The sequence below is a fragment of the Streptomyces nidicola genome, from assembly GCF_050106155.1.
Lineage (GTDB): Bacteria > Actinomycetota > Actinomycetes > Streptomycetales > Streptomycetaceae > Streptomyces.
Genome location: NZ_JBNBPI010000001.1, coordinates 6,655,677 through 6,674,162, shown reverse-complemented (window position 1 = coordinate 6,674,162; position 18,486 = coordinate 6,655,677). Strand labels below are relative to the sequence as shown.

The window sequence follows — 18,486 nt, the reverse complement described above, 5'->3', positions numbered from 1 at the left end:
TCCCGAACCGGGCCCGTCTTCCGGACCAGGCGCGTCCTCCGAACCGGCCCCGGACTCCGTCGCGTTCACGATCCCGACGCCCCTGACCCGGCTGACCGGTGTGCGCCACCCCATCGTGCAGACCGGGATGGGGTGGGTCGCGGGGCCGCGCCTGGTGTCGGCCGCGGCGAACGCGGGGGCGCTCGGCATCCTCGCGTCCGCCACCATGACGCTCGACCAGCTGCGCTCCGCCGTACGCGAGGTGAAGTCGCGCACGGACCGGCCCTTCGGGGTGAACCTGCGGGCCGACGCGGGGGACGCGCGCGAGCGGGTCAAGGTGATCGTCGAGGAGGGCGTGAAGGTCGCGTCTTTCGCGCTGGCCCCCTCGCGCGAGCTGATCGCCGAGCTGAAGGACGCGGGCGCCGTCGTGATCCCCTCGATCGGGGCGCGCCGGCACGCCGAGAAGGTCGCGGCATGGGGCGCGGACGCGGTGATCGTGCAGGGCGGTGAGGGCGGCGGGCACACCGGCGAGGTGGCGACGTCGGTACTGCTGCCGCAGGTGGTGGACGCGGTCGACATCCCGGTGGTCGGGGCCGGCGGTTTCCGCGACGGCCGGGGGCTGGTCGCCGCGCTCGCCTACGGGGCGGCCGGGGTCGCCATGGGGACGCGTTTCCTGCTGACGTCGGACTCGACGGTGCCGGACGCGGTGAAGGCGAAGTACCTCGCGGCGAGCGTCAAGGACGTCACGGTGACGACGGCCGTGGACGGGCTTCCGCACCGCATGCTGCGCTCGGAACTGGTCGACTCCCTGGAGAACGCGGGACGTACGCGCGCGTTGCTGCACGCCGTGCGTCGCGCGGCGGGCTTTCGGAGACTGTCCGGGCTGAGCTGGCCGCAGCTGGTGCGGGACGGCCTCGCCATGAAGCACGGCAAGGACCTCACGTGGAGCCAGGTGCTGCTGGCCGCGAACACCCCGATGCTCCTGAAGGCCTCCATGGTCGAGGGCCGCACCGACCTGGGCGTCATGGCCTCCGGCCAGGTGGCGGGCCTCATAGAGGACCTGCCCAGCTGCGCGGAGCTGGTCGACCGGGTGATGACCGAAGCGCGTAAAACGCTGGAGTCCCTCCCCACCCCACCCTGACCGGGCACGACAACGGCCCGCCTCCGTAAGGGAGTTCACGTATGCCGCGCACGTACAGAACAGGGCACGTTCACGGAACAGGGAACAGGTACGCGGCGGTGCTCTCGCGGCGCCGTGCGCTCGGGGCCGCGCTCGGCACGGTCACGGCGCTCGCCGCGGCCCCCGCCGCCACGGCGGACACAAGGGCGTCCGACGGCATTCGGCAGATCCCCCTCCAGGGGGCGGTGAACGTCCGGGACATCGGCGGCTACCACGCGCGCGGGCGCGGCCGGGTCCGGTACGGGCTCGTCTACCGGGCCGACGCGCTGAGCGATCTCACCGACGCGGACGTGGCGGAGGTCGCCGGGCTTCGTGTTGGCCAAGTGGTCGACTTCCGGGTGCCGTTCGAGGTGCGCACGGACGGCGCCGACCGGCTGCCGGCGGGTCTTGCGGTGACCGCGCGGTCCGTCTCCGACGGCGGCCAGTACGAGCAGATGATGACGGCGATCGCTTCGAAGGATCCGGCGGTGCAGCAGGAGTTGCTCGGGAACGGCAGGGCGGCCGCCGCGATGCGCGCCACGTACCGGATGTTCGTGACCGACGCGGCCAACCGTGCGCGGTTCGCGGAGACGCTCCGGGACGCGGCGTACGGAGGTCGTGGCGCGCTGCTGTACCACTGCACGTCGGGGAAGGACCGTACGGGCTGGATGACGTACGTCCTGCTGAGCCTGCTCGGGGTGGACCAACGGGCGGCGGAGCGCGACTACTTGGCGTCGAACGCGTTTCGCGCCGCGCATGACGCGCAGGTCCGCGAGGGGCTGCGACAAGCGGGCCTGATGCGGAATCCGGACCTGTTGATACCCGTACAGGAAGTCCGGATGGAGTACCTGGACGCGGCGCGTGAGCAGGTACGGGACGCCTTCGGCGGGATGCGGGGGTACGTGGCCGAGGGGCTCGGCGTGGATCGGCGTGTGGCGGGGATGCTGCGGGCGCGACTGGTGGAGTGAGGGCCCCTCCGAGTGTTGCGCGGCCACGGGGCGGAGGTCACGGGGCTCTGCCCCGGACCCCGCGGGCTCTCGCCCAAGAGCGGGGCTTGAATGGCCCCGCCCTCAGCGTCGGCAGAGCTTGATCTGGTTACGCCGCCTGCTGGCGCGGGCCGCGCGGGCCGCGGCCTCGGCGGTTGCCGCCGGAGCCGGACGAGGCTGCGCCGCCGTTGGCGGATCCGGAGCGGCGACGGCCACCGGCCGCGCCGCCCGACCGCTGACCCTCGACGCCCGCCGCGCGACCCGCACCGGCGCCCGCGGCGCGAGCGTTGCCGCCGCCGTTGCCCGAGCCGCCACGGGAGCGGCGGGAGCGACGGGGCTTGGTCGTGGCGGCGGGAGCGGCCGGCTCCGGCACGGCGATGGCCACGGCGACACCGGACGGCTCGCGCGCGCCGGTGATCTCCGTCAGCGCCTCGTCCGTGGAGCGGACCTGCGTCGTACGCGGCTGGATCTTGGCGTCGCGCATCAGGCGCTGCACGTCGCGCTTCTGCTCGGGCAGGACCAGGGTGACGACGCTGCCGGACTCGCCGGCACGGGCGGTACGGCCGCCGCGGTGCAGGTAGTCCTTGTGCTCGGTGGGCGGGTCGACGTTGACGACGAGGTCGAGGTCGTCGACGTGGATGCCGCGCGCCGCGACGTTCGTGGCGACGAGCGCGGTGACCCGGCCGTCCTTGAACTGCTCCAGGGTGCGGTTGCGCTGCGGCTGGCTGCGGCCGCCGTGCAGCGGAGCCGCGTACACGCCGGTGGCGAGGAGCCGCTTGGCGAGCCGGTCGGCGGAGCGCTTGGTGTCGACGAAGAGGATGACGCGGCCTTCGCGGGCGGCGATGCGCGCGGTGACGGCCTTCTTGTCGGTCTCGTCGGCGAGGTGCAGGACGTGGTGCTCCATCGTCGTCACCGCGCCCGCGGACGGGTCGACGGAGTGCACGACGGGGTCGCTGAGGAACTGCTTGACGAGCCGGTCCACGTTCTTGTCGAGCGTCGCGGAGAACAGCATCGTCTGGCCGCCCGGCTCGACCTGCTTCAGGAGCGCGGTGACCTGCGGCATGAAGCCCATGTCGGCCATCTGGTCGGCCTCGTCCAGCACCGTCGTGCGCACCGAGCCGAGCACGCAGTCGCCGCGCTCGATGAGGTCCTTGAGGCGCCCGGGGGTGGCGACGACGACCTCTGCGCCGCGGCGCAGCGCGCCGGCCTGGCGGGAGATCGACATGCCGCCGACGACGGTCGCGAGGCGCAGCTTCAGCGCGGTGGCGTACGGGGTGAGGGCATCGGTGACCTGCTGGGCGAGCTCACGGGTGGGGACGAGGACGAGCGCGAGAGGGGACTTCGGCTCGGCCTTGGCGCCGGTCGTGTGGGTGAGCAGCGGGAGGCCGAAGGCGAGGGTCTTGCCGGACCCGGTGCGGCCGCGGCCGAGGAGATCCCGTCCGGCGAGCGAGTTCGGGAGCGTCGCGGCCTGGATGGGGAACGGCTCCGTGACGCCCTGCTCACCCAGCGTCTTCAGAAGGGCGGCCGGCATGTCGAGCTCGGCGAAGCTGTCCACCGCGGGCAGCGCGGGAGTGGTGTTCTCCGGCATGGTGAATTCGCTCGGCGGCGCGGACTGTTGCCTGCGGCGCTGCTCGGGGGCGCGGCGCTGCCCGGCTGCGGGACGGGGGCGGCGGGACGGGCGGGCAGAACTGGCCATGCGGCGATGCCTTCCGGGACGGGACAGCAGGAACCGGGGCCCGCACCGTAGTGGTGCGGGCCCCGGCCCGGTGATGCTCGATCCGACACCTGCCGGGTCAGCCCGGCGGTGTCGAGTGATCTACGAGCGAGATCAGGCGGGGAGGATGTTCTCCGCCTGCGGGCCCTTCTGGCCCTGCGTGACGTCGAACGTCACCTTCTGGCCCTCCTGGAGCTCACGGAAGCCCGAGGTGGCGATGTTCGAGTAGTGGGCGAAGACGTCGGCGCCGCCGCCGTCCTGCTCGATGAAGCCGAAGCCCTTTTCCGAGTTGAACCACTTAACGATACCGGTGGCCATGTCGTTCTCCTTAAGAACAGGTAGCAGTCCCCATTCCAATAACGCCCAGGTGAACGCCGGAAACCAGGAAATTTCCCGGGAAAACAATAATGCGCCTGAGGAACATTCCCGTCAGGCGCACATAAAGTCTATGGGTACCAAAACTGCAACGTCGTGAATCTTAGCATGCGACGCCGCCGGACCGCGATCCCGTGTCACCGCACCGCGATCCCGTCCAGGACCATCGACAGATACTGGCGCGCGATCTCCTCGGGACTGTGCCGCCCGCCGGGCCGGTACCAGGACGCGGCGACCCACACGGTGTCGCGCACGAACCGGTAGGTGAGGCGGATGTCGAGGTCGGCGCGGAAGACCTGCTCGGCGACGCCGCGCTCCAGGGTGGTCAGCCAGGTCTCCTCGAACCTGCGCTGCGACTCTGCGAGGAACGCGAAGCGGTCCTGCGCGACGAGCTGCTGGGACTCCCGCTGGTAGATGGCGACGGCGGCACGGTGCCGGTCGATCTCCCGGAACGACTCGGTGACCAGCGCCTCCAGCGTCTCCCTCGGTCCGAGTTCGTCGTCGAGCACGGTGTCGTAGCCGGACCACAGCTCGTCGAGGAAGCCGCGCAGGATCTCCTCCAGCATCGATTCCTTGGAGTCGAAGTGGTAGTAGAGGCTGCCGGCGAGCATGCCCGCGTGGTCGGCGATCTTGCGGACCGTCGTGGCGTTGTAGCCCTGCTCGGCGAAGACCTCGGCCGCGGTGTGCAGGAGCTCGCCGCGCCGCTCGGGCGCGGCGTTCGTCGACTGGGACTTCTTCTTCGCGGGCTTCGTTGACTTCGTAGGCACGGGCCCATTGTCCCGGGCGGCGGGGCCACCGGGCGAAGTGGTCCCCACCGATCACCCCATCGGCACGGGTGGTTCGTCATGACCATCGTCATGACCGGGGCATCCGTCCGGCCGACGCGCCGCCGTCGGCGGAGACCTCCGCGCCGGTGAGGTAGGAGGCGTCGTCGGAGGCGAGGAAGGCGACGAGCCGCGCCACCTCCTCGGGCCGGCCGATGCGGCCGAGCGCGGCGGCCGGGTGTTCGGTGGTGCCGAGGTGGGCGGTCATCGCCGTGTCGATGGCGCCGGGGAAGACGGCGTTGACGCGGATGCCGTCGCCGCCGAGTTCGAGGGCGGCGGTGCGGCTCAGCCCGCGCAGCCCCCACTTCGCGGCGCCGTACGAGCCGTGCCCCCAGATGCCCTGGACGCCGGCCTGCGAGGAGATGTTGACGATCGCGCCGCCCCGCTCCCCCGCCCGCATCGCGGGGACGACGGCCTGGACCCCGAGGAACGGGCCGACGAGATCGACCTTGAGGATCCGCTCCAGCTGGGCCGGATCCTCGTCGACGATGGGGGATGTCGTGTAGATGGCTGCGTTGTTGACGAGGATGTCGAGCTGCCCGTACGTGCGGACGGCGACGTCGACGGCGTGCGCCCAGGAGGCCGCTTCGGTGACATCGAGTCTCACGAACCGCGCGGCGTCACCGAGGTCATCGGCGACCTTCTCCCCTTCGGTCACGAGGACGTCCCCGAGCACGACCCGCGTCCCGCGCGCCACCAGTTCGCGCGCGATGGCCTCGCCCATGCCGCGGGCCGCGCCGGTCACGAGGGCGACCTTCCCGGCCGGCTGCCCATGCCGCTCACTCGTCGTCGTACGAGGCGGGCTCGTCACAGGCGCTCGATGATCGTGACGTTGGCCTGGCCGCCGCCCTCGCACATCGTCTGGAGGCCGAACCGGCCGCCGGTGCGCTCCAGTTCGTGAAGGAGGGTCGTCATCAGCTTGCTGCCGGTGGCTCCGAGGGGGTGGCCGAGGGCGATGGCGCCGCCGTTGACGTTGACCTTCTCGGGGTCGGTGCCGGTCTCCTTGAGCCAGGCGAGAACAACCGGCGCGAACGCCTCGTTGATCTCGACGAGGTCGATGTCGTCCATGCTCAGGCCGGTCTTCTTCAGCGCGTACGCGGTCGCCGGGATGGGCGCGGACAGCATCCGGATGGGGTCCTCGCCGCGTACGGAGAGGTGGTGGATGCGGGCCCGGGGCGTCAGCCCGTGTTCCCGTACGGCCTGTTCGGAGGCGAGCAGCAGGGCCGCCGCTCCATCCGAGACCTGCGAGGAGCAGGCGGCGGTGATGGTGCCGCCCTCGACGACCGGCTTCAGGCCCGCCATCTTCTCCAGGGTCGTGTCCCGGCGCGGCCCCTCGTCGGCGGTGACGTCCCCGTAGGCGACGGACTCCTTGGCGAACCGGCCCTCGTCGATCGCGCGCAGTGCCCGCTGGTGGGAGCGGAGCGCCCACTCCTCCTGGTCCTGCCGCGTGATGCCCCACTTCTCGGCGATGAGTTCGGCGCCGTGGAACTGATTGACGGGCGCGTCGCCGTAGCGGGCGCGCCAGCCCTCGCTGCCGAGGAAGGGGCCCTCGGTGAGGCCGAGCGGTTCGGCGGCCTGCCGGGAGGCGAAGGCGATCGGGATCATCGACATGTTCTGTGTGCCGCCCGCGACGACGAGGTCCTGCGTCCCGGAGAGCACGCCCTGCGCCGCGAAGTGGATGGCCTGCTGGGAGGAGCCGCACTGCCGGTCGACGGTGACGCCCGGCACCTCCTCGGGAAGCCCCGCCGCGAGCCAGCAGGTGCGGGCGATGTCGCCGGCCTGCGGGCCGACGGTATCGAGGCAGCCGAAGACGACGTCCTCGACGGCGGCCGGGTCGACCCCGGTGCGCGCGACGAGCTCCTTCAGGACATGGGCGCCCAGGTCGGCGGGGTGGACGCCGCTGAGCCCGCCCTTGCGTCGCCCGACGGGCGTACGGACCGCATCGACGATGTAGGCCTCGGCCATGACGCATCAACTCCAGTCGCTTCTAAGGGTGGTGGGGTTGGGCTATCCCGTCGAGCACCATCGCGAGGTACTCGCGGGCGATCTCCTCGGGGCTGTGCCGGCCGCCCGGCCGGTACCAGGACGCGGCGACCCACACGGTGTCGCGCACGAACCGGTAGGTCAGCCGGATGTCGAGGTCGGCGCGGAACGCCCCGGCCGCCACGCCTTCTTCGAGGGTGGTCAGCCAGGTCTGCTCGAACTTGCGCTGGGACGCGGCGAGGAACGCGAACCGCTCCCTGGCCGCGAGCGCCTTCGACTCCTTCTGGTAGATGGCGACGGCGGGCCCGTGCCGGTCGATCTCCCGGAACGACTCGGTGACCAGGGCCCGCATCGTCTCGCGCGGCCCGTGTCCGGCGGCGAGCACGGTGTCGTAGCGGCCCCACAGCTCGTCGAGAAAACCCCGGAGGATCTCCTCGACGATCGAGTCCTTGGAGTCGAAGTGGTAATAGAGGCTGCCCGCGAGCATCCCCGCGGCGTCGGCGATCCGGCGCACGGTGGTGGCGTCGTAGCCCTGCGCCGCGAACACCCCGGCCGCCGTGGCGAGGAGTTCCTGGCGCCGCTCGGGCGAGGGGCTCATGCGCGCTGGCTGCTGACGGAGACGGTCTCACCGGTCATGTACGAGGAGTAGCCGGAGGCGAGGAAGACCATCACGTTGGCCACCTCCCAGGGCTGTGCGTACCGGCCGAAGGCCTCCTTCTCGGTCAGTTCGGCGAGCAGTTCCTCCGAGGTGACCTTCACCAGGTGCGGGTGCATGGCGAGGCTGGGCGCCACCGCGTTGACCCGCACTCCGTACTCGGCGGCCTCTATCGCGGCGGTCCTGGTCAGGGCCATCACGCCGGCCTTCGCCGCCGCGTAGTGCGCCTGTCCGGCCTGGGCGCGCCAGCCGATGACGGACGCGTTGTTGACGATGACGCCGCCGCTGCCGGTGTCGCGGAAGGCACGCAGGGCGGCCCGTACGCACCGGAAGGTCCCGTTCAACGTGACGTCCAGGACCTTCGTCCACTGCTCGTCGCTCATGTCGACGAGCGCCGAAGTGCCGCCGAGGCCCGCGTTGTTGACGACTATGTCGAGCCCGCCGTGCCGCTCCGCTACGTGCGCGAAGAGTGCCTGCACCTGCTCCTCGTCGGTGACGTCGCAGGCGAGCGCGGAGACCTTCTCGGCGCCGAACTCGGCGGCGAGGGCCGCCTCGCTCTCCTTCAGTCGGCGCGCGTGCGCGTCGCTGACGACGACGCGGGCGCCCTCCTCCAGGAAGCGGCGCGCGGTGGCGCCGCCGATCCCGGCGCCCGCGGCGGCCGTGATCACGGCCGTACGCCCGTCGAGCAGGTGGTGTCCGGGCACGTACCGGGGGGCTTCGGCGGTCATGCGCGCTCCTCACGAATTCCGGCTCGGAAGGTTCAGAAGGGTCAGAAGCTTCGGAACACCTCGACGCTGTCCATGCGAGTACGGTAACCTACCAAACACTTGTTAGGGAAGGAATGGGCGCCCGATGGACCTGAACTTCACCCCGGATCAGGACGCGTTCCGCGAGGAGGCGCGGGCCTGGCTCGCCGAGCACGTGCCGGCCGAGCCGCTGCCCTCCCTGGAAACGGCCGAGGGCTTCGCCGCGCACCGTGCGTGGGAGGCCGAGATGTCCGCGGACCGCTGGTCGGTCGTCTCGTGGCCCGAGGAGTTCGGGGGCCGCGGCGTCGACATCCTCAAGTGGCTGATCTTCGAGGAGGAGTACTACGCGGCGGGGGCGCCGGGCCGCGTCTCGCAGAACGGCATCAACCTCCTCGCGCCCACGCTCTTCGACCACGCCACGGACGAGCAGCGGGCGCGGGTGCTGCCGTCGATGGCGAGCGGCGAGGTGATCTGGGCGCAGGCCTGGTCGGAGCCGGAAGCGGGCTCCGACCTGGCGGCGCTGCGGTCGCGGGCGGTGCGCACGGACGGCGGGTGGTTGCTGCGTGGACAGAAGACGTGGTCGTCGCGGGCGGCGTTCGCGGACCGGGCGTTCGGCATCTTCCGTACGGACCCGGAGGCGGACAAGCCTCATCACGGGCTCACGTACCTGATGTTCGACCTGCGCGCGCCGGGAGTCACGGTCCGGCCCATCGGCCGTATCGACGGCAAGCCGGCCTTCGCCGAGCTGTTCCTGGACGACGTGTTCGTGCCCGACGAGGACGTGATCGGGGAGGTCGGCAAGGGCTGGCGCATCGCGATGTCGACGACGGGGAACGAGCGGGGTCTTATGCTCCGCTCCCCCGGCCGTTTCCTCGCCTCCGCGGATCGGCTGCTCGGGCTGTGGCGGGAGCGCGGCGCGGACCCGGTGGTGCGGGACCGGGTGGCGGACGCGGTGGTGGGGGCGCGCGCGTACCAGCTGTTCACGTACGGCAACGCGTCGCGGTTCGCGGCGGGTGAGCAGATAGGGGCGGAGTCGAGCCTGAACAAGGTGTTCTGGTCGGAGTACGACATCGCGCTGCACGAGACGGCGCTCGAGCTACTGGGCTCGGACGGGGAGTTGGCGGGCGGCGAGTGGGCCGAGGGCTACACCTTCTCGCTCGCGGGCCCGATCTACGCCGGTACGAACGAGATCCAGCGCGACATCATCGCCGAGCGCCTGCTCGGCCTGCCGAAGGGACGCCGCTGATGAGGTTCCTCCTGGACGCGGAGCAGGCCGAGTTCGGCCGCACGCTCGACCGGATGCTCACGGCGGCGGACACCCCGTCGGTGATCCGCGCGTGGGCGGGCGGCGACGCGGGGCCCGGGCGGGCGCTGTGGGGGCGGCTCGCGAAGGCGGGGGTGTTCGCGCTCGCGGTGCCGGACGCGTACGAGGGGGTGGGCCCGCTGCCGGTGGAACTGGCGTTGGCGTACGTGGAGTTGGGGCGGCATGCGGTGCCGGGTCCTGTGGTCGAGACGGCGGCGGTGGCGACGTTGCTGAACGGTACGGAGGCGGCGAAGGAGTGGCTGCCCCGGATCGCGGCGGGCGAGGTGGTGGCCACGCTGGCCTCCGGCCCCTATGCGCTGGACGCGGACTCGGCGGACGCCGTGTTCGTGGTGGACGGCGACGCGGTGCGGCGCGCCGCGGGGCGCGGGCCGCTGCGGGAGTCGGCGGATCCGGCGCGGCGGCTGTTCGTGCCCGAGGGGGGCGAGGTCGTGGCGCGCGGCGCGAAGGTGCGGGAGGCGTCGGACATGGCGGCACTCCTGACGGCGGCGCAGTCGCTCGGCGTGGGCCTGGAACTACTCCGCCGCACGGTCGACTACGTGAAGCAACGTGAGCAGTTCGGCGTCCCGGTCGGCTCCTTCCAGGCGGTCAAGCACCGTCTCGCGGACGCGCTGGTGGGCCTGGAGTTCGCGCGCCCGCTGCTGTTCGGAGCGGCACTCACGATGGCGTCGACGGACGTCGCGGCGGCGAAGTTGTCGGCGGGTGAGGCGGCCTACGCGGCGGCGCGCGCGGCCCTCCAACTCCACGGTGCCGTGGGCTACACGGAGGAGCTGGACCTGTCCCTCTGGCTCCGCAAGGCCCGCCCGTTGCGGGACGCATGGGGCACGCCGTCCGCGTGCCGCGAGCGAACAGTGGCATAGCGCCCCCGTAACGGTTACGCGGCACCGTGGCGCCGCCTTGCCCACCCTGCCGCCCCAGGCGGCAGATTGCCCAAGGCGGCGGCCGACCGCAACGGGCGGGGAACCGCGACCGTCGCCGATTCGGCCGAGCCGGCACCGGCACCCCGTCGGGCCGACGCCCCCGGAGGGGGCGGGCGGTGGGAGATGGGCGGGAGCCGGGCGATTGCCTGCGGGCGGGCAATTCGAGCCCGGGGTGTTCAAGCCCCTGCGGCGATTGAGCAGCGGGGTCCGGGGCGGAGGCACAATCAGCCCCGCCGGCGCTTGAGGCGCGGGGGCCGGGGCGGAGCCCCGCGGCGTGGGGCACGGCCGGCCGCAAGCCACGTGGCACCGAGCCCATCAAGCCCCGCCTCTCCAGCGAGAGCCCGCGGGGCCGGGGCGGAGCCCCGGTCTTTTCAGCCCCGCCGGCGTTTGAGGCGCGGGGTCCGGGGCGGAGCCCCGTGGCGTGGGGCACGGCCGGCCGCAAGCCACGTGGCACCGAGCCCATCAAGCCCCGCCTCTCGAACGAGAGCCCGCGGGGCCGGGGCGGAGCCCCGGTCTTTTCAGCCCCGCCGGCGCTTGAGGCGCGGGGGCCGGGGCAGAGCCCCGCGGCGTAGGACCGGGGCCCCGGTCGGGAGCCGGCACCGGGCGCCGTGTCGCACAGACACTCGCTTAGTCTGTGCCGCATGAAACGCGCAGGCTGCCTGCTCCTCTCCTTCGTGGCCCTGGCCGCCCCACTCACCACCGCCGCCGTCTACCTCCTGTCGCCGGACGACAAGCAGGACGGAGCGGGCCCACGCCCCACCACCTCCGCCCCGGCCCGCCCCGGCAACCAGTCGGAAGCGGAGCGCAAAGCCGACGACAAGGTGATCGCCGGCCTGCCGCCCGGCCTCGCCGCGCCGCAGAAGAAGGACCTGGCACAGCAGATCGTCGCCAGCGCCGAGAACTCGACGCTCAACTGGCGCGGCCAGTACGGCTACATCGAGGACATCGACGACGGCCAGGGCTACACGGCCGGCATCATCGGCTTCTGCACCGGCACCCACGACCTGCTGACCCTGGTCGAGCGCTACACCAAGGCCCACCCGGACAACGGCCTCGCCCGCTACCTCCCCGCCCTGCGCAAGGTCGACGGCACGGACTCCCACAAGGGCCTCGACCCCGGCTTCACCGCGGCGTGGAAGCAGGAGGCCGCCCACAAGGCCTTCCGGGACATCCAGGAGAAGGAGCGCGACCGCGGCTACTTCGACCCCGCGGTCCGCCTCGCCAAGCTCGACGGCCTGGGCACGCTCGGCCAGTTCGTCTACTACGACGCGATGGTCCTGCACGGCCCCGGCACAGGCCCGAACGGCTTCTACGGACTGCGCGAGGCCGCCCTCAAGGAGGCCGACACCCCGTCGCAGGGCGGCAGCGAGAAGAACTACCTCGACATCTTCCTCGACCTGCGCCGCAAGGCCATGAAGTCCAAGAACCCGGACCGCGACACGACCCGCATCGACACGGCGCAGCGCCAGTTCCTCTACGACGGCAACCTGTCCCTGAAGACACCGCTGACGTGGAAGGTGTACGGCGAGACGTTCCACATCGACTGAGCGCGCCCCCAGCCCAAAGCCCCCCCGAAGCCCCCCCCCGAACGCACCGCGACGCCCGCCCAGCGTCCGGTCGGGGACTGTAGGGCGAGCGTCGCGCTCTGTTCCGTACGCCGTTGTACGGGACGTCTATTGAGGGAGCGTCAGACCGCCAGCGCGCGGTCCGTCGGGCGGATCGGAGCCGGCAGCTCCGACGCCCCGGTCAGGAAGCGGTCCACGCCGCGGGCGGCCGAGCGGCCCTCCGCGATGGCCCACACGATGAGGGACTGGCCGCGGCCGGCGTCGCCCGCCACGAACACACCCGGGACGTTCGTCTGGAACTCGTCGTCGCGGGCGACGTTGCCGCGCGCGTCGAGGTCGAGGCCGAACTGCGAGACCAGGCCGTTCTCCTGGTCCGTGCCCGTGAAGCCCATCGCCAGGGTGACCAGCTGCGCCGGGATCTTGCGCTCGGTACCCGGCTTGTTGACGAGCTTGCCGTCGACGAACTCGACCTCGGAGAGGTGCAGCCACTGGACGTTGCCGTCCTCGTCGCCCTCGAAGTGGGTGGTGCCCGCCGAGTAGATGCGCTCGCCGCCCTCCTCGTGCGCGGAGGTGACCTTGTAGAGCATCGGGAACGTCGGCCACGGCTGCGTGGTCGTGTTCCGCTCGTCGTTCGGGCGCGGCATGATCTCCAGCTGCGTCACCGAGGCGGCGCCCTGGCGGTGGGCGGTGCCCACGCAGTCGGCGCCGGTGTCACCGCCGCCGATCACGACGACGTGCTTGCCCTCGGCGGTGATGGGCGGCTGGACGTAGTCGCCCTCCTGCACCTTGTTGGAGAGCGGCAGGTACTCCATCGCGTAGTGGATGCCGTTCAACTCGCGGCCGGGGACCGGGAGATCGCGGGACACGGTCGCACCCGCGGCCACGACGACGGCGTCGTAGCGCTTGCGCAGGCCCGCGGCGTCGATGTCGCGGCCGACCTCCACGCCGGTGCGGAACTTGGTGCCCTCCGCGCGCATCTGCTCGATGCGGCGGTTGATGTGGCGCTTCTCCATCTTGAACTCGGGGATGCCGTAGCGGAGCAGGCCGCCGATGCGGTCGGCGCGCTCGTAGACGGCGACCGTGTGACCGGCCCGCGTCAGCTGCTGGGCGGCGGCGAGACCCGCCGGGCCCGAGCCGATGACGGCGACGGTCTTGCCCGACAGGCGCTCGGGGATCTGCGGGGCGACGTCGCCCCGGTCCCACGCCTGGTCGATGATCGAGACCTCGACGTTCTTGATGGTCACGGCCGGCTGGTTGATGCCGAGCACGCACGCCGACTCACAGGGGGCCGGGCAGAGGCGACCGGTGAACTCCGGGAAGTTGTTGGTCGCGTGCAGGCGCTCCTGCGCGGCCGACCAGTCCTCGCGGTACGCGTAGTCGTTCCACTCGGGGATCAGGTTCCCCAGCGGGCAGCCGTTGTGACAGAACGGGATGCCGCAGTCCATGCAGCGGGACGCCTGCTTGCTGATGATGGGCAGCAGGGACCCGGGAACGTAGACCTCGTTCCAGTCCTTGACGCGCTCGTCGACCGGGCGGGTCTGCGCGACCTCGCGGCCATGGTTCAGAAAGCCCTTGGGATCAGCCATTGGTCGCCGCCTCCATCATCTTCTCGGTGATCTCGGTCTCCGAGAGACCGTCTCGCTCGGCGGCGTCCTTGGCGGCGAGCACTGCCTTGTACGTGCTGGGGATGATCTTGGTGAACCGGGCCACCGAGGCGTCCCAGTCGACGAGGAGCTTCTCGGCCACCGTCGAGCCGGTCTCCTCGGCGTGGCGGCGCACCACGTCGTGCAGCCACTGCTTGTCGGTGTCGTCGAGGGGCTGGACCGCCGACTTGTTGCCGGGGTTCACGTCGTCGAGCTTCAGGTCGATGACGTACGCGATGCCGCCCGACATACCGGCCGCGAAGTTGCGGCCCGTCTCGCCGAGGATCACCGCGTGGCCGCCGGTCATGTACTCGCAGCCGTGGTCGCCCACGCCCTCCGAGACCACCGTGGCGCCGGAGTTGCGGACGCAGAAGCGCTCGCCGGTGCGGCCGCGCAGGAACAGCTCGCCGCCCGTCGCGCCGTACGCGATGGTGTTGCCGGCGATCGTCGAGTACTCGGCGAGGTGGTCGGCGCCGCGGTCCGGGCGGACGATGACGCGGCCACCGGAGAGGCCCTTGCCGACGTAGTCGTTGGCGTCGCCCTCCAGGCGCAGCGTCACACCGCGCGGCACGAAGGCGCCGAACGACTGGCCCGCGGAGCCCGTGAAGGTGATGTCGATGGTGTCGTCGGGCAGGCCCGCGCCACCGAACTTCTTCGTCACCTCGTGGCCGAGCATGGTGCCGACCGTGCGGTTGATGTTGCGGATGGCGACCTGGGCGCGCACCGGCTGGGCGTCCGTCTGGTCGTTCGCGGCGAGGGCGTCGGCGGCGAGCTTGATCAGCTCGTTGTCGAGCGCCTTCTCCAGGCCGTGGTCCTGCTCGATGATCCGGTGCCGGACGGCGCCCGCGGGCAGCTCCGGCACGTGGAACAGCGGCTCCAGGTCGAGGCCCTGCGCCTTCCAGTGGTTCACGGCCCGCTCGGTGTCGAGGAGTTCGGCGTGGCCGACGGCCTCCTCGATGGAGCGGAAGCCCATCTCGGCGAGCAGCTCGCGGACCTCTTCGGCGATGAACTTGAAGAAGTTGACGATGTACTCGGCCTTGCCGGAGAAGCGCTCGCGCAGCGTCGGGTTCTGCGTGGCGATGCCGACCGGGCAGGTGTCCAGGTGGCAGACGCGCATCATGACGCAGCCGGAGACGACGAGCGGCGCGGTCGCGAAACCGAACTCCTCGGCGCCGAGCAGCGCGGCGATCAGCACGTCGCGGCCGGTCTTCAGCTGGCCGTCGGTCTGCACGACGATGCGGTCGCGCAGGCCGTTGAGCAGCAGCGTCTGCTGGGTCTCGGCGAGGCCGAGCTCCCAGGGACCACCGGCGTGCTTCAGCGACGTGAGCGGCGAGGCACCCGTGCCTCCGTCGTGGCCGGAGATCAGGACGACGTCCGCGTGCGCCTTGGACACACCGGCCGCGACCGTACCGACGCCGACCTCGGAGACCAGCTTCACGTGGATGCGGGCCTGCGGGTTGGCGTTCTTGAGGTCGTGGATCAGCTGAGCCAGGTCCTCGATGGAGTAGATGTCGTGGTGCGGCGGCGGGGAGATGAGGCCCACGCCCGGCGTCGAGTGACGCGTCTTGGCGACCCACGGGTAGACCTTGTGGCCGGGCAGCTGGCCGCCCTCGCCGGGCTTGGCGCCCTGGGCCATCTTGATCTGGATGTCGTCGGAGTTGACCAGGTACTCGGAGGTCACACCGAAGCGGCCGGAAGCGACCTGCTTGATGCTGGACCGGCGCGCCGGGTCGTACAGGCGCTCCGGGTCCTCGCCGCCCTCACCGGTGTTGGACTTGCCGCCCAACTGGTTCATGGCGATGGCGAGGGTCTCGTGCGCCTCCTGGGAGATGGAGCCGTACGACATGGCGCCGGTCGAGAAGCGCTTGACGATCTCGGAGGCCGGCTCGACCTCGTCGATGGAGATCGGCTCGCGACCCTCGGACTTGAAGTTGAACAGGCCACGCAGCGTCATGAGGCGCTCGGACTGCTCGTTCACGCGGTCCGTGTACTTCTTGAAGATGTCGTAGCTGCCCGAGCGCGTGGCGTGCTGGAGGCGGAAGACCGTCTCCGGGTCGAACAGGTGCGGCTCGCCCTCGCGGCGCCACTGGTACTCGCCACCGATGTCGAGCGCGCGGTGCGCGGGCGCGATGCCGGAGGCGGGGTACGCCTTGGCGTGCCGGGCCGCGACCTCCTCGGCGATGACGCGCAGGTCGGCGCCGCCGATCTTGGTGGTGGTGCCGTTGAAGTACTTCTCGACGAAGGCCTCGTCGAGGCCGACGGCCTCGAAGACCTGGGCGCCGCGGTAGGAGGCGACGGTCGAGATGCCCATCTTGGACATGACCTTGAGGACGCCCTTGCCGAGCGCGTAGATCAGGTTCCTGATCGCGTCCTCGGACTCTATGTCCTTGAGGAACGTGCCGGCGCGGACCAGGTCCTCGACCGACTCCATGGCGAGGTACGGGTTGACCGCCGCGGCACCGAAGCCGATGAGCAGGGCGACGTGGTGCACCTCGCGCACGTCACCGGCCTCGACGAGGAGGCCCACCTGGGTGCGCTTCTTCGTACGGATGAGGTGGTGGTGGACGGCCGCGGTGAGCAGCAGCGAGGGGATCGGCGCGTGCTCGGCGTCGGAGTGCCGGTCGGAGAGCACGATCAGGCGGGCGCCGGCCTCGAGGGCGGCGTCGGCCTCGGCGCAGATCTCGTCGATCCGGGCGGCGAGGGAGTCGCCACCGCCGGAGACCCGGTACAGGCCGGACAGGGTGACGGCCTTCATGCCGGGCATGTCGCCGTCGGCGTTGATGTGGATGAGCTTCGCGAGCTCATCGTTGTCGATCACCGGGAACGGCAGGGTGACCGCGCGGCAGGTGGCGGCCGTGGGCTCCAGGAGGTTGCTGCCGGGGCCCAGCGGGGAGCGCAGCGAGGTGACGAGCTCCTCGCGGATCGCGTCCAGCGGCGGGTTGGTGACCTGCGCGAACAGCTGCGTGAAGTAGTCGAAGAGCAGCCGCGGGCGGGCGGAGAGCGCCGCGATCGGGGTGTCGGTGCCCATCGAGCCGATCGGCTCGGCGCCGGCCTTGGCCATCGGCGCGAGGAGGATGCGGAGCTCTTCCTCGGTGTAGCCGAAGGTCTGCTGGCGGCGCGTGACGGAGGCGTGCGTGTGCACGATGTGCTCGCGCTCGGGGAGGTCGGAGAGCTCGATCTCGCCGGCCTCGAGCCACTCCTCGTAGGGGTGCTCGGAGGCGAGAGCGTCCTTGATCTCCTCGTCCTCGATGATGCGGTGCTCGGCGGTGTCCACGAGGAACATCCGGCCGGGCTGCAGGCGGCCCTTCTTGACGACCTTGGCCGGGTCGATGTCGAGGACGCCGACCTCGGAGCCGAGGACGACGAGTCCCTCGTCGGTGACCCAGTAGCGGCCGGGGCGCAGACCGTTGCGGTCGAGAACGGCGCCGACCTGGGTGCCGTCGGTGAAGGTGACGCAGGCCGGGCCGTCCCAGGGCTCCATCAGGTTGGAGTGGTACTGGTAGAAGGCGCGCCGGGCCGGGTCCATGGAGGCGTGGTTCTCCCAGGCCTCCGGGATCATCATCAGGACGCTGTGCGGCAGCGAACGGCCACCGAGGTGCAGCAGCTCCAGGACCTCGTCGAAGGAGGCGGAGTCGGAGGCGTCCGGCGTACAGACCGGGAAGATCCGCTCAAGGTTGTCCGAACCACCGAAGAGGTCGGAGCCGAGCTGCGACTCACGGGCGCGCATCCAGTTGCGGTTGCCCTTGACGGTGTTGATCTCACCGTTGTGCGCGACGAAGCGGTACGGGTGCGCGAGCGGCCACGACGGGAACGTGTTCGTGGAGAACCGGGAGTGCACGAGCGCGATCGCGGAGGCGAAGCGGCGGTCGGACAGGTCCGGGAAGAAGGGCTCCAGCTGGCCGGTGGTCAGCATGCCCTTGTAGACGATCGTGCGGGCGGAGAGCGACGGGAAGTACACGTCGGCCTCGCGCTCGGCGCGCTTGCGCAGCACGAACGCCTTGCGGTCGAGCGCGATGTCCTTGCTGGTGCCGTCGGCGACGAAGATCTGGCGGAAGGCCGGCATCGTCGAGCGGGCCATGGAGCCGAGCATCTGCGGGGCGACCGGGACCTCGCGCCAGCCGAGGACGTTCAGGTCCTCTTCGGCGGCGATCGTCTCGATGCGCGAGACGAACTCCTCGGTGCCCTCCTCGGGCAGGAAGGCGATACCGACGGCGTACGCACCGGCCTCGGGGAGGTCGAAGTCGACCACCTCGCGCAGGAAGGCGTCCGGAACCTGGGACAGGATGCCCGCGCCGTCGCCCGAGTCGGGCTCGGAGCCGGTGGCACCGCGGTGTTCCAGGTTTCGCAGAACGGTCAGCGCCTGCTCGACCAGCGTGTGGCTCGCCTCGCCGGTGAGGGTGGCCACGAACCCGACGCCACAGGCGTCGTGCTCATTACGCGGGTCGTACATGCCCTGGGCAGCAGGGCGAGCATCCATGTGCGACCAGGTCTGGCCGCTGTTGGAATGCTGGGACGGCTGGCGCGCGGTACGCATCGGCTCTCCCGTCGTCGTCGTGGCAAGGTGCGTGCCGAGGGACGACGTTGGCCCTCTGCGGAGAAGTGCAGCTCAAAAAATT

The 18,486-nt window shown here is 71.3% G+C and carries 14 protein-coding genes; 5 read left to right on the top strand and 9 right to left on the bottom strand.

All coding sequences use genetic code 11. The features are described 5' to 3' along the window. The first annotated feature begins 70 nt into the window (after positions 1-70). Together ACOKM3_RS30115 and ACOKM3_RS30110 are read left to right on the top strand one after the other, a co-directional pair. Positions 71-1,120, top strand: coding sequence for an NAD(P)H-dependent flavin oxidoreductase (locus tag ACOKM3_RS30115; protein ID WP_426906937.1), 1,050 nt, complete (start codon positions 71-73; stop codon positions 1,118-1,120). A gap of 98 nt (positions 1,121-1,218) precedes the next feature. Continuing rightward, positions 1,219-2,106 (top strand): tyrosine-protein phosphatase, encoded by an 888-nt coding sequence (locus ACOKM3_RS30110; protein WP_426904151.1) that lies wholly within the window; start codon positions 1,219-1,221, stop codon positions 2,104-2,106. A gap of 127 nt (positions 2,107-2,233) precedes the next feature. Here ACOKM3_RS30110 and ACOKM3_RS30105 read toward each other — a convergent pair whose 3' ends face one another. The 7 genes from ACOKM3_RS30105 to ACOKM3_RS30075 form a co-directional block, all read right to left on the bottom strand. Next, on the bottom strand, positions 2,234-3,820 hold the full coding sequence (locus ACOKM3_RS30105; protein WP_426904150.1) for a DEAD/DEAH box helicase: 1,587 nt from the start codon (positions 3,818-3,820) through the stop codon (positions 2,234-2,236). A 132-nt stretch (positions 3,821-3,952) separates the two neighbouring features. Next, positions 3,953-4,156 carry a cold-shock protein gene (locus tag ACOKM3_RS30100; RefSeq protein WP_266720703.1) on the bottom strand — a complete coding sequence of 68 codons (204 nt, stop codon included), beginning with the start codon at positions 4,154-4,156 and terminating at the stop codon, positions 3,953-3,955. Positions 4,157-4,350: 194 nt separating this feature from the next. Then, positions 4,351-4,980: a TetR/AcrR family transcriptional regulator gene (locus ACOKM3_RS30095; protein WP_426904149.1), complete on the bottom strand. Its 630-nt coding sequence runs from the start codon at positions 4,978-4,980 to the stop codon at positions 4,351-4,353. An 88-nt stretch (positions 4,981-5,068) separates the two neighbouring features. After that, the gene (locus ACOKM3_RS30090; RefSeq protein ID WP_426904148.1) at positions 5,069-5,848 is read right to left on the bottom strand and encodes an SDR family NAD(P)-dependent oxidoreductase; all 780 of its coding nucleotides are present in this window, start codon (positions 5,846-5,848) and stop codon (positions 5,069-5,071) included. Then, positions 5,845-7,002, bottom strand: coding sequence for an acetyl-CoA C-acetyltransferase (locus ACOKM3_RS30085; RefSeq protein ID WP_426904147.1), 1,158 nt, complete (start codon positions 7,000-7,002; stop codon positions 5,845-5,847). The genes ACOKM3_RS30090 and ACOKM3_RS30085 overlap by 4 nt, the downstream gene beginning before the upstream one ends. Positions 7,003-7,024: 22 nt before the next feature. After that, entirely contained in the window at positions 7,025-7,618 is a 594-nt protein-coding gene (locus tag ACOKM3_RS30080) for a TetR/AcrR family transcriptional regulator (protein ID WP_426904146.1), read from the bottom strand. Next, positions 7,615-8,403, bottom strand: a complete 789-nt coding sequence (locus ACOKM3_RS30075; RefSeq protein ID WP_426904145.1) for an SDR family oxidoreductase — start codon at positions 8,401-8,403, stop codon at positions 7,615-7,617. The genes ACOKM3_RS30080 and ACOKM3_RS30075 overlap by 4 nt, the downstream gene beginning before the upstream one ends. A gap of 124 nt (positions 8,404-8,527) precedes the next feature. On the opposite strand from ACOKM3_RS30075, the gene ACOKM3_RS30070 reads away from it, so the two are divergent. From ACOKM3_RS30070 to ACOKM3_RS30060, 3 genes are all read left to right on the top strand, one after another. Further along, the gene (locus ACOKM3_RS30070) at positions 8,528-9,667 is read left to right on the top strand and encodes an acyl-CoA dehydrogenase family protein (protein ID WP_426904144.1); all 1,140 of its coding nucleotides are present in this window, start codon (positions 8,528-8,530) and stop codon (positions 9,665-9,667) included. Then, the gene (locus tag ACOKM3_RS30065; RefSeq protein ID WP_426904143.1) at positions 9,667-10,602 is read left to right on the top strand and encodes an acyl-CoA dehydrogenase family protein; all 936 of its coding nucleotides are present in this window, start codon (positions 9,667-9,669) and stop codon (positions 10,600-10,602) included. Before ACOKM3_RS30070 ends, ACOKM3_RS30065 begins: the two co-directional genes overlap by 1 nt. A gap of 701 nt (positions 10,603-11,303) precedes the next feature. Further along, positions 11,304-12,209 (top strand): chitosanase, encoded by a 906-nt coding sequence (locus ACOKM3_RS30060; RefSeq protein WP_426904142.1) that lies wholly within the window; start codon positions 11,304-11,306, stop codon positions 12,207-12,209. Positions 12,210-12,349: 140 nt separating this feature from the next. Here the strand turns inward: ACOKM3_RS30060 and ACOKM3_RS30055 are convergent, their stop codons facing one another. Both ACOKM3_RS30055 and gltB read right to left on the bottom strand, forming a co-directional pair. Then, a complete protein-coding gene (locus tag ACOKM3_RS30055) occupies positions 12,350-13,813 on the bottom strand; it encodes a glutamate synthase subunit beta (RefSeq protein ID WP_426904141.1) in 1,464 nt (487 codons plus the stop codon). Next, positions 13,806-18,404: a glutamate synthase large subunit gene (gene gltB / locus ACOKM3_RS30050; RefSeq protein ID WP_426904140.1), complete on the bottom strand. Its 4,599-nt coding sequence runs from the start codon at positions 18,402-18,404 to the stop codon at positions 13,806-13,808. Before gltB ends, ACOKM3_RS30055 begins: the two co-directional genes overlap by 8 nt. Positions 18,405-18,486 lie beyond the last annotated feature (82 nt).

What these genes read in the sequence shown, in the direction of transcription:
- ACOKM3_RS30070 (WP_426904144.1), top strand. Translation starts at nt 8,528, where the DNA reads ATGGACCTGAACTTCACCCCGGATCAGGACGCGTTCCGCGAGGAGGCG.
- ACOKM3_RS30085 (WP_426904147.1), bottom strand. Translation starts at nt 7,002, where the DNA reads ATGGCCGAGGCCTACATCGTCGATGCGGTCCGTACGCCCGTCGGGCGA.
- ACOKM3_RS30065 (WP_426904143.1), top strand. Translation starts at nt 9,667, where the DNA reads ATGAGGTTCCTCCTGGACGCGGAGCAGGCCGAGTTCGGCCGCACGCTC.
- ACOKM3_RS30060 (WP_426904142.1), top strand. Translation starts at nt 11,304, where the DNA reads ATGAAACGCGCAGGCTGCCTGCTCCTCTCCTTCGTGGCCCTGGCCGCC.
- ACOKM3_RS30100 (WP_266720703.1), bottom strand. Translation starts at nt 4,156, where the DNA reads ATGGCCACCGGTATCGTTAAGTGGTTCAACTCGGAAAAGGGCTTCGGC.
- ACOKM3_RS30080 (WP_426904146.1), bottom strand. Translation starts at nt 7,618, where the DNA reads ATGAGCCCCTCGCCCGAGCGGCGCCAGGAACTCCTCGCCACGGCGGCC.
- ACOKM3_RS30055 (WP_426904141.1), bottom strand. Translation starts at nt 13,813, where the DNA reads ATGGCTGATCCCAAGGGCTTTCTGAACCATGGCCGCGAGGTCGCGCAG.
- gltB (WP_426904140.1), bottom strand. Translation starts at nt 18,404, where the DNA reads ATGCGTACCGCGCGCCAGCCGTCCCAGCATTCCAACAGCGGCCAGACC.
- ACOKM3_RS30075 (WP_426904145.1), bottom strand. Translation starts at nt 8,403, where the DNA reads ATGACCGCCGAAGCCCCCCGGTACGTGCCCGGACACCACCTGCTCGAC.
- ACOKM3_RS30105 (WP_426904150.1), bottom strand. Translation starts at nt 3,820, where the DNA reads ATGGCCAGTTCTGCCCGCCCGTCCCGCCGCCCCCGTCCCGCAGCCGGG.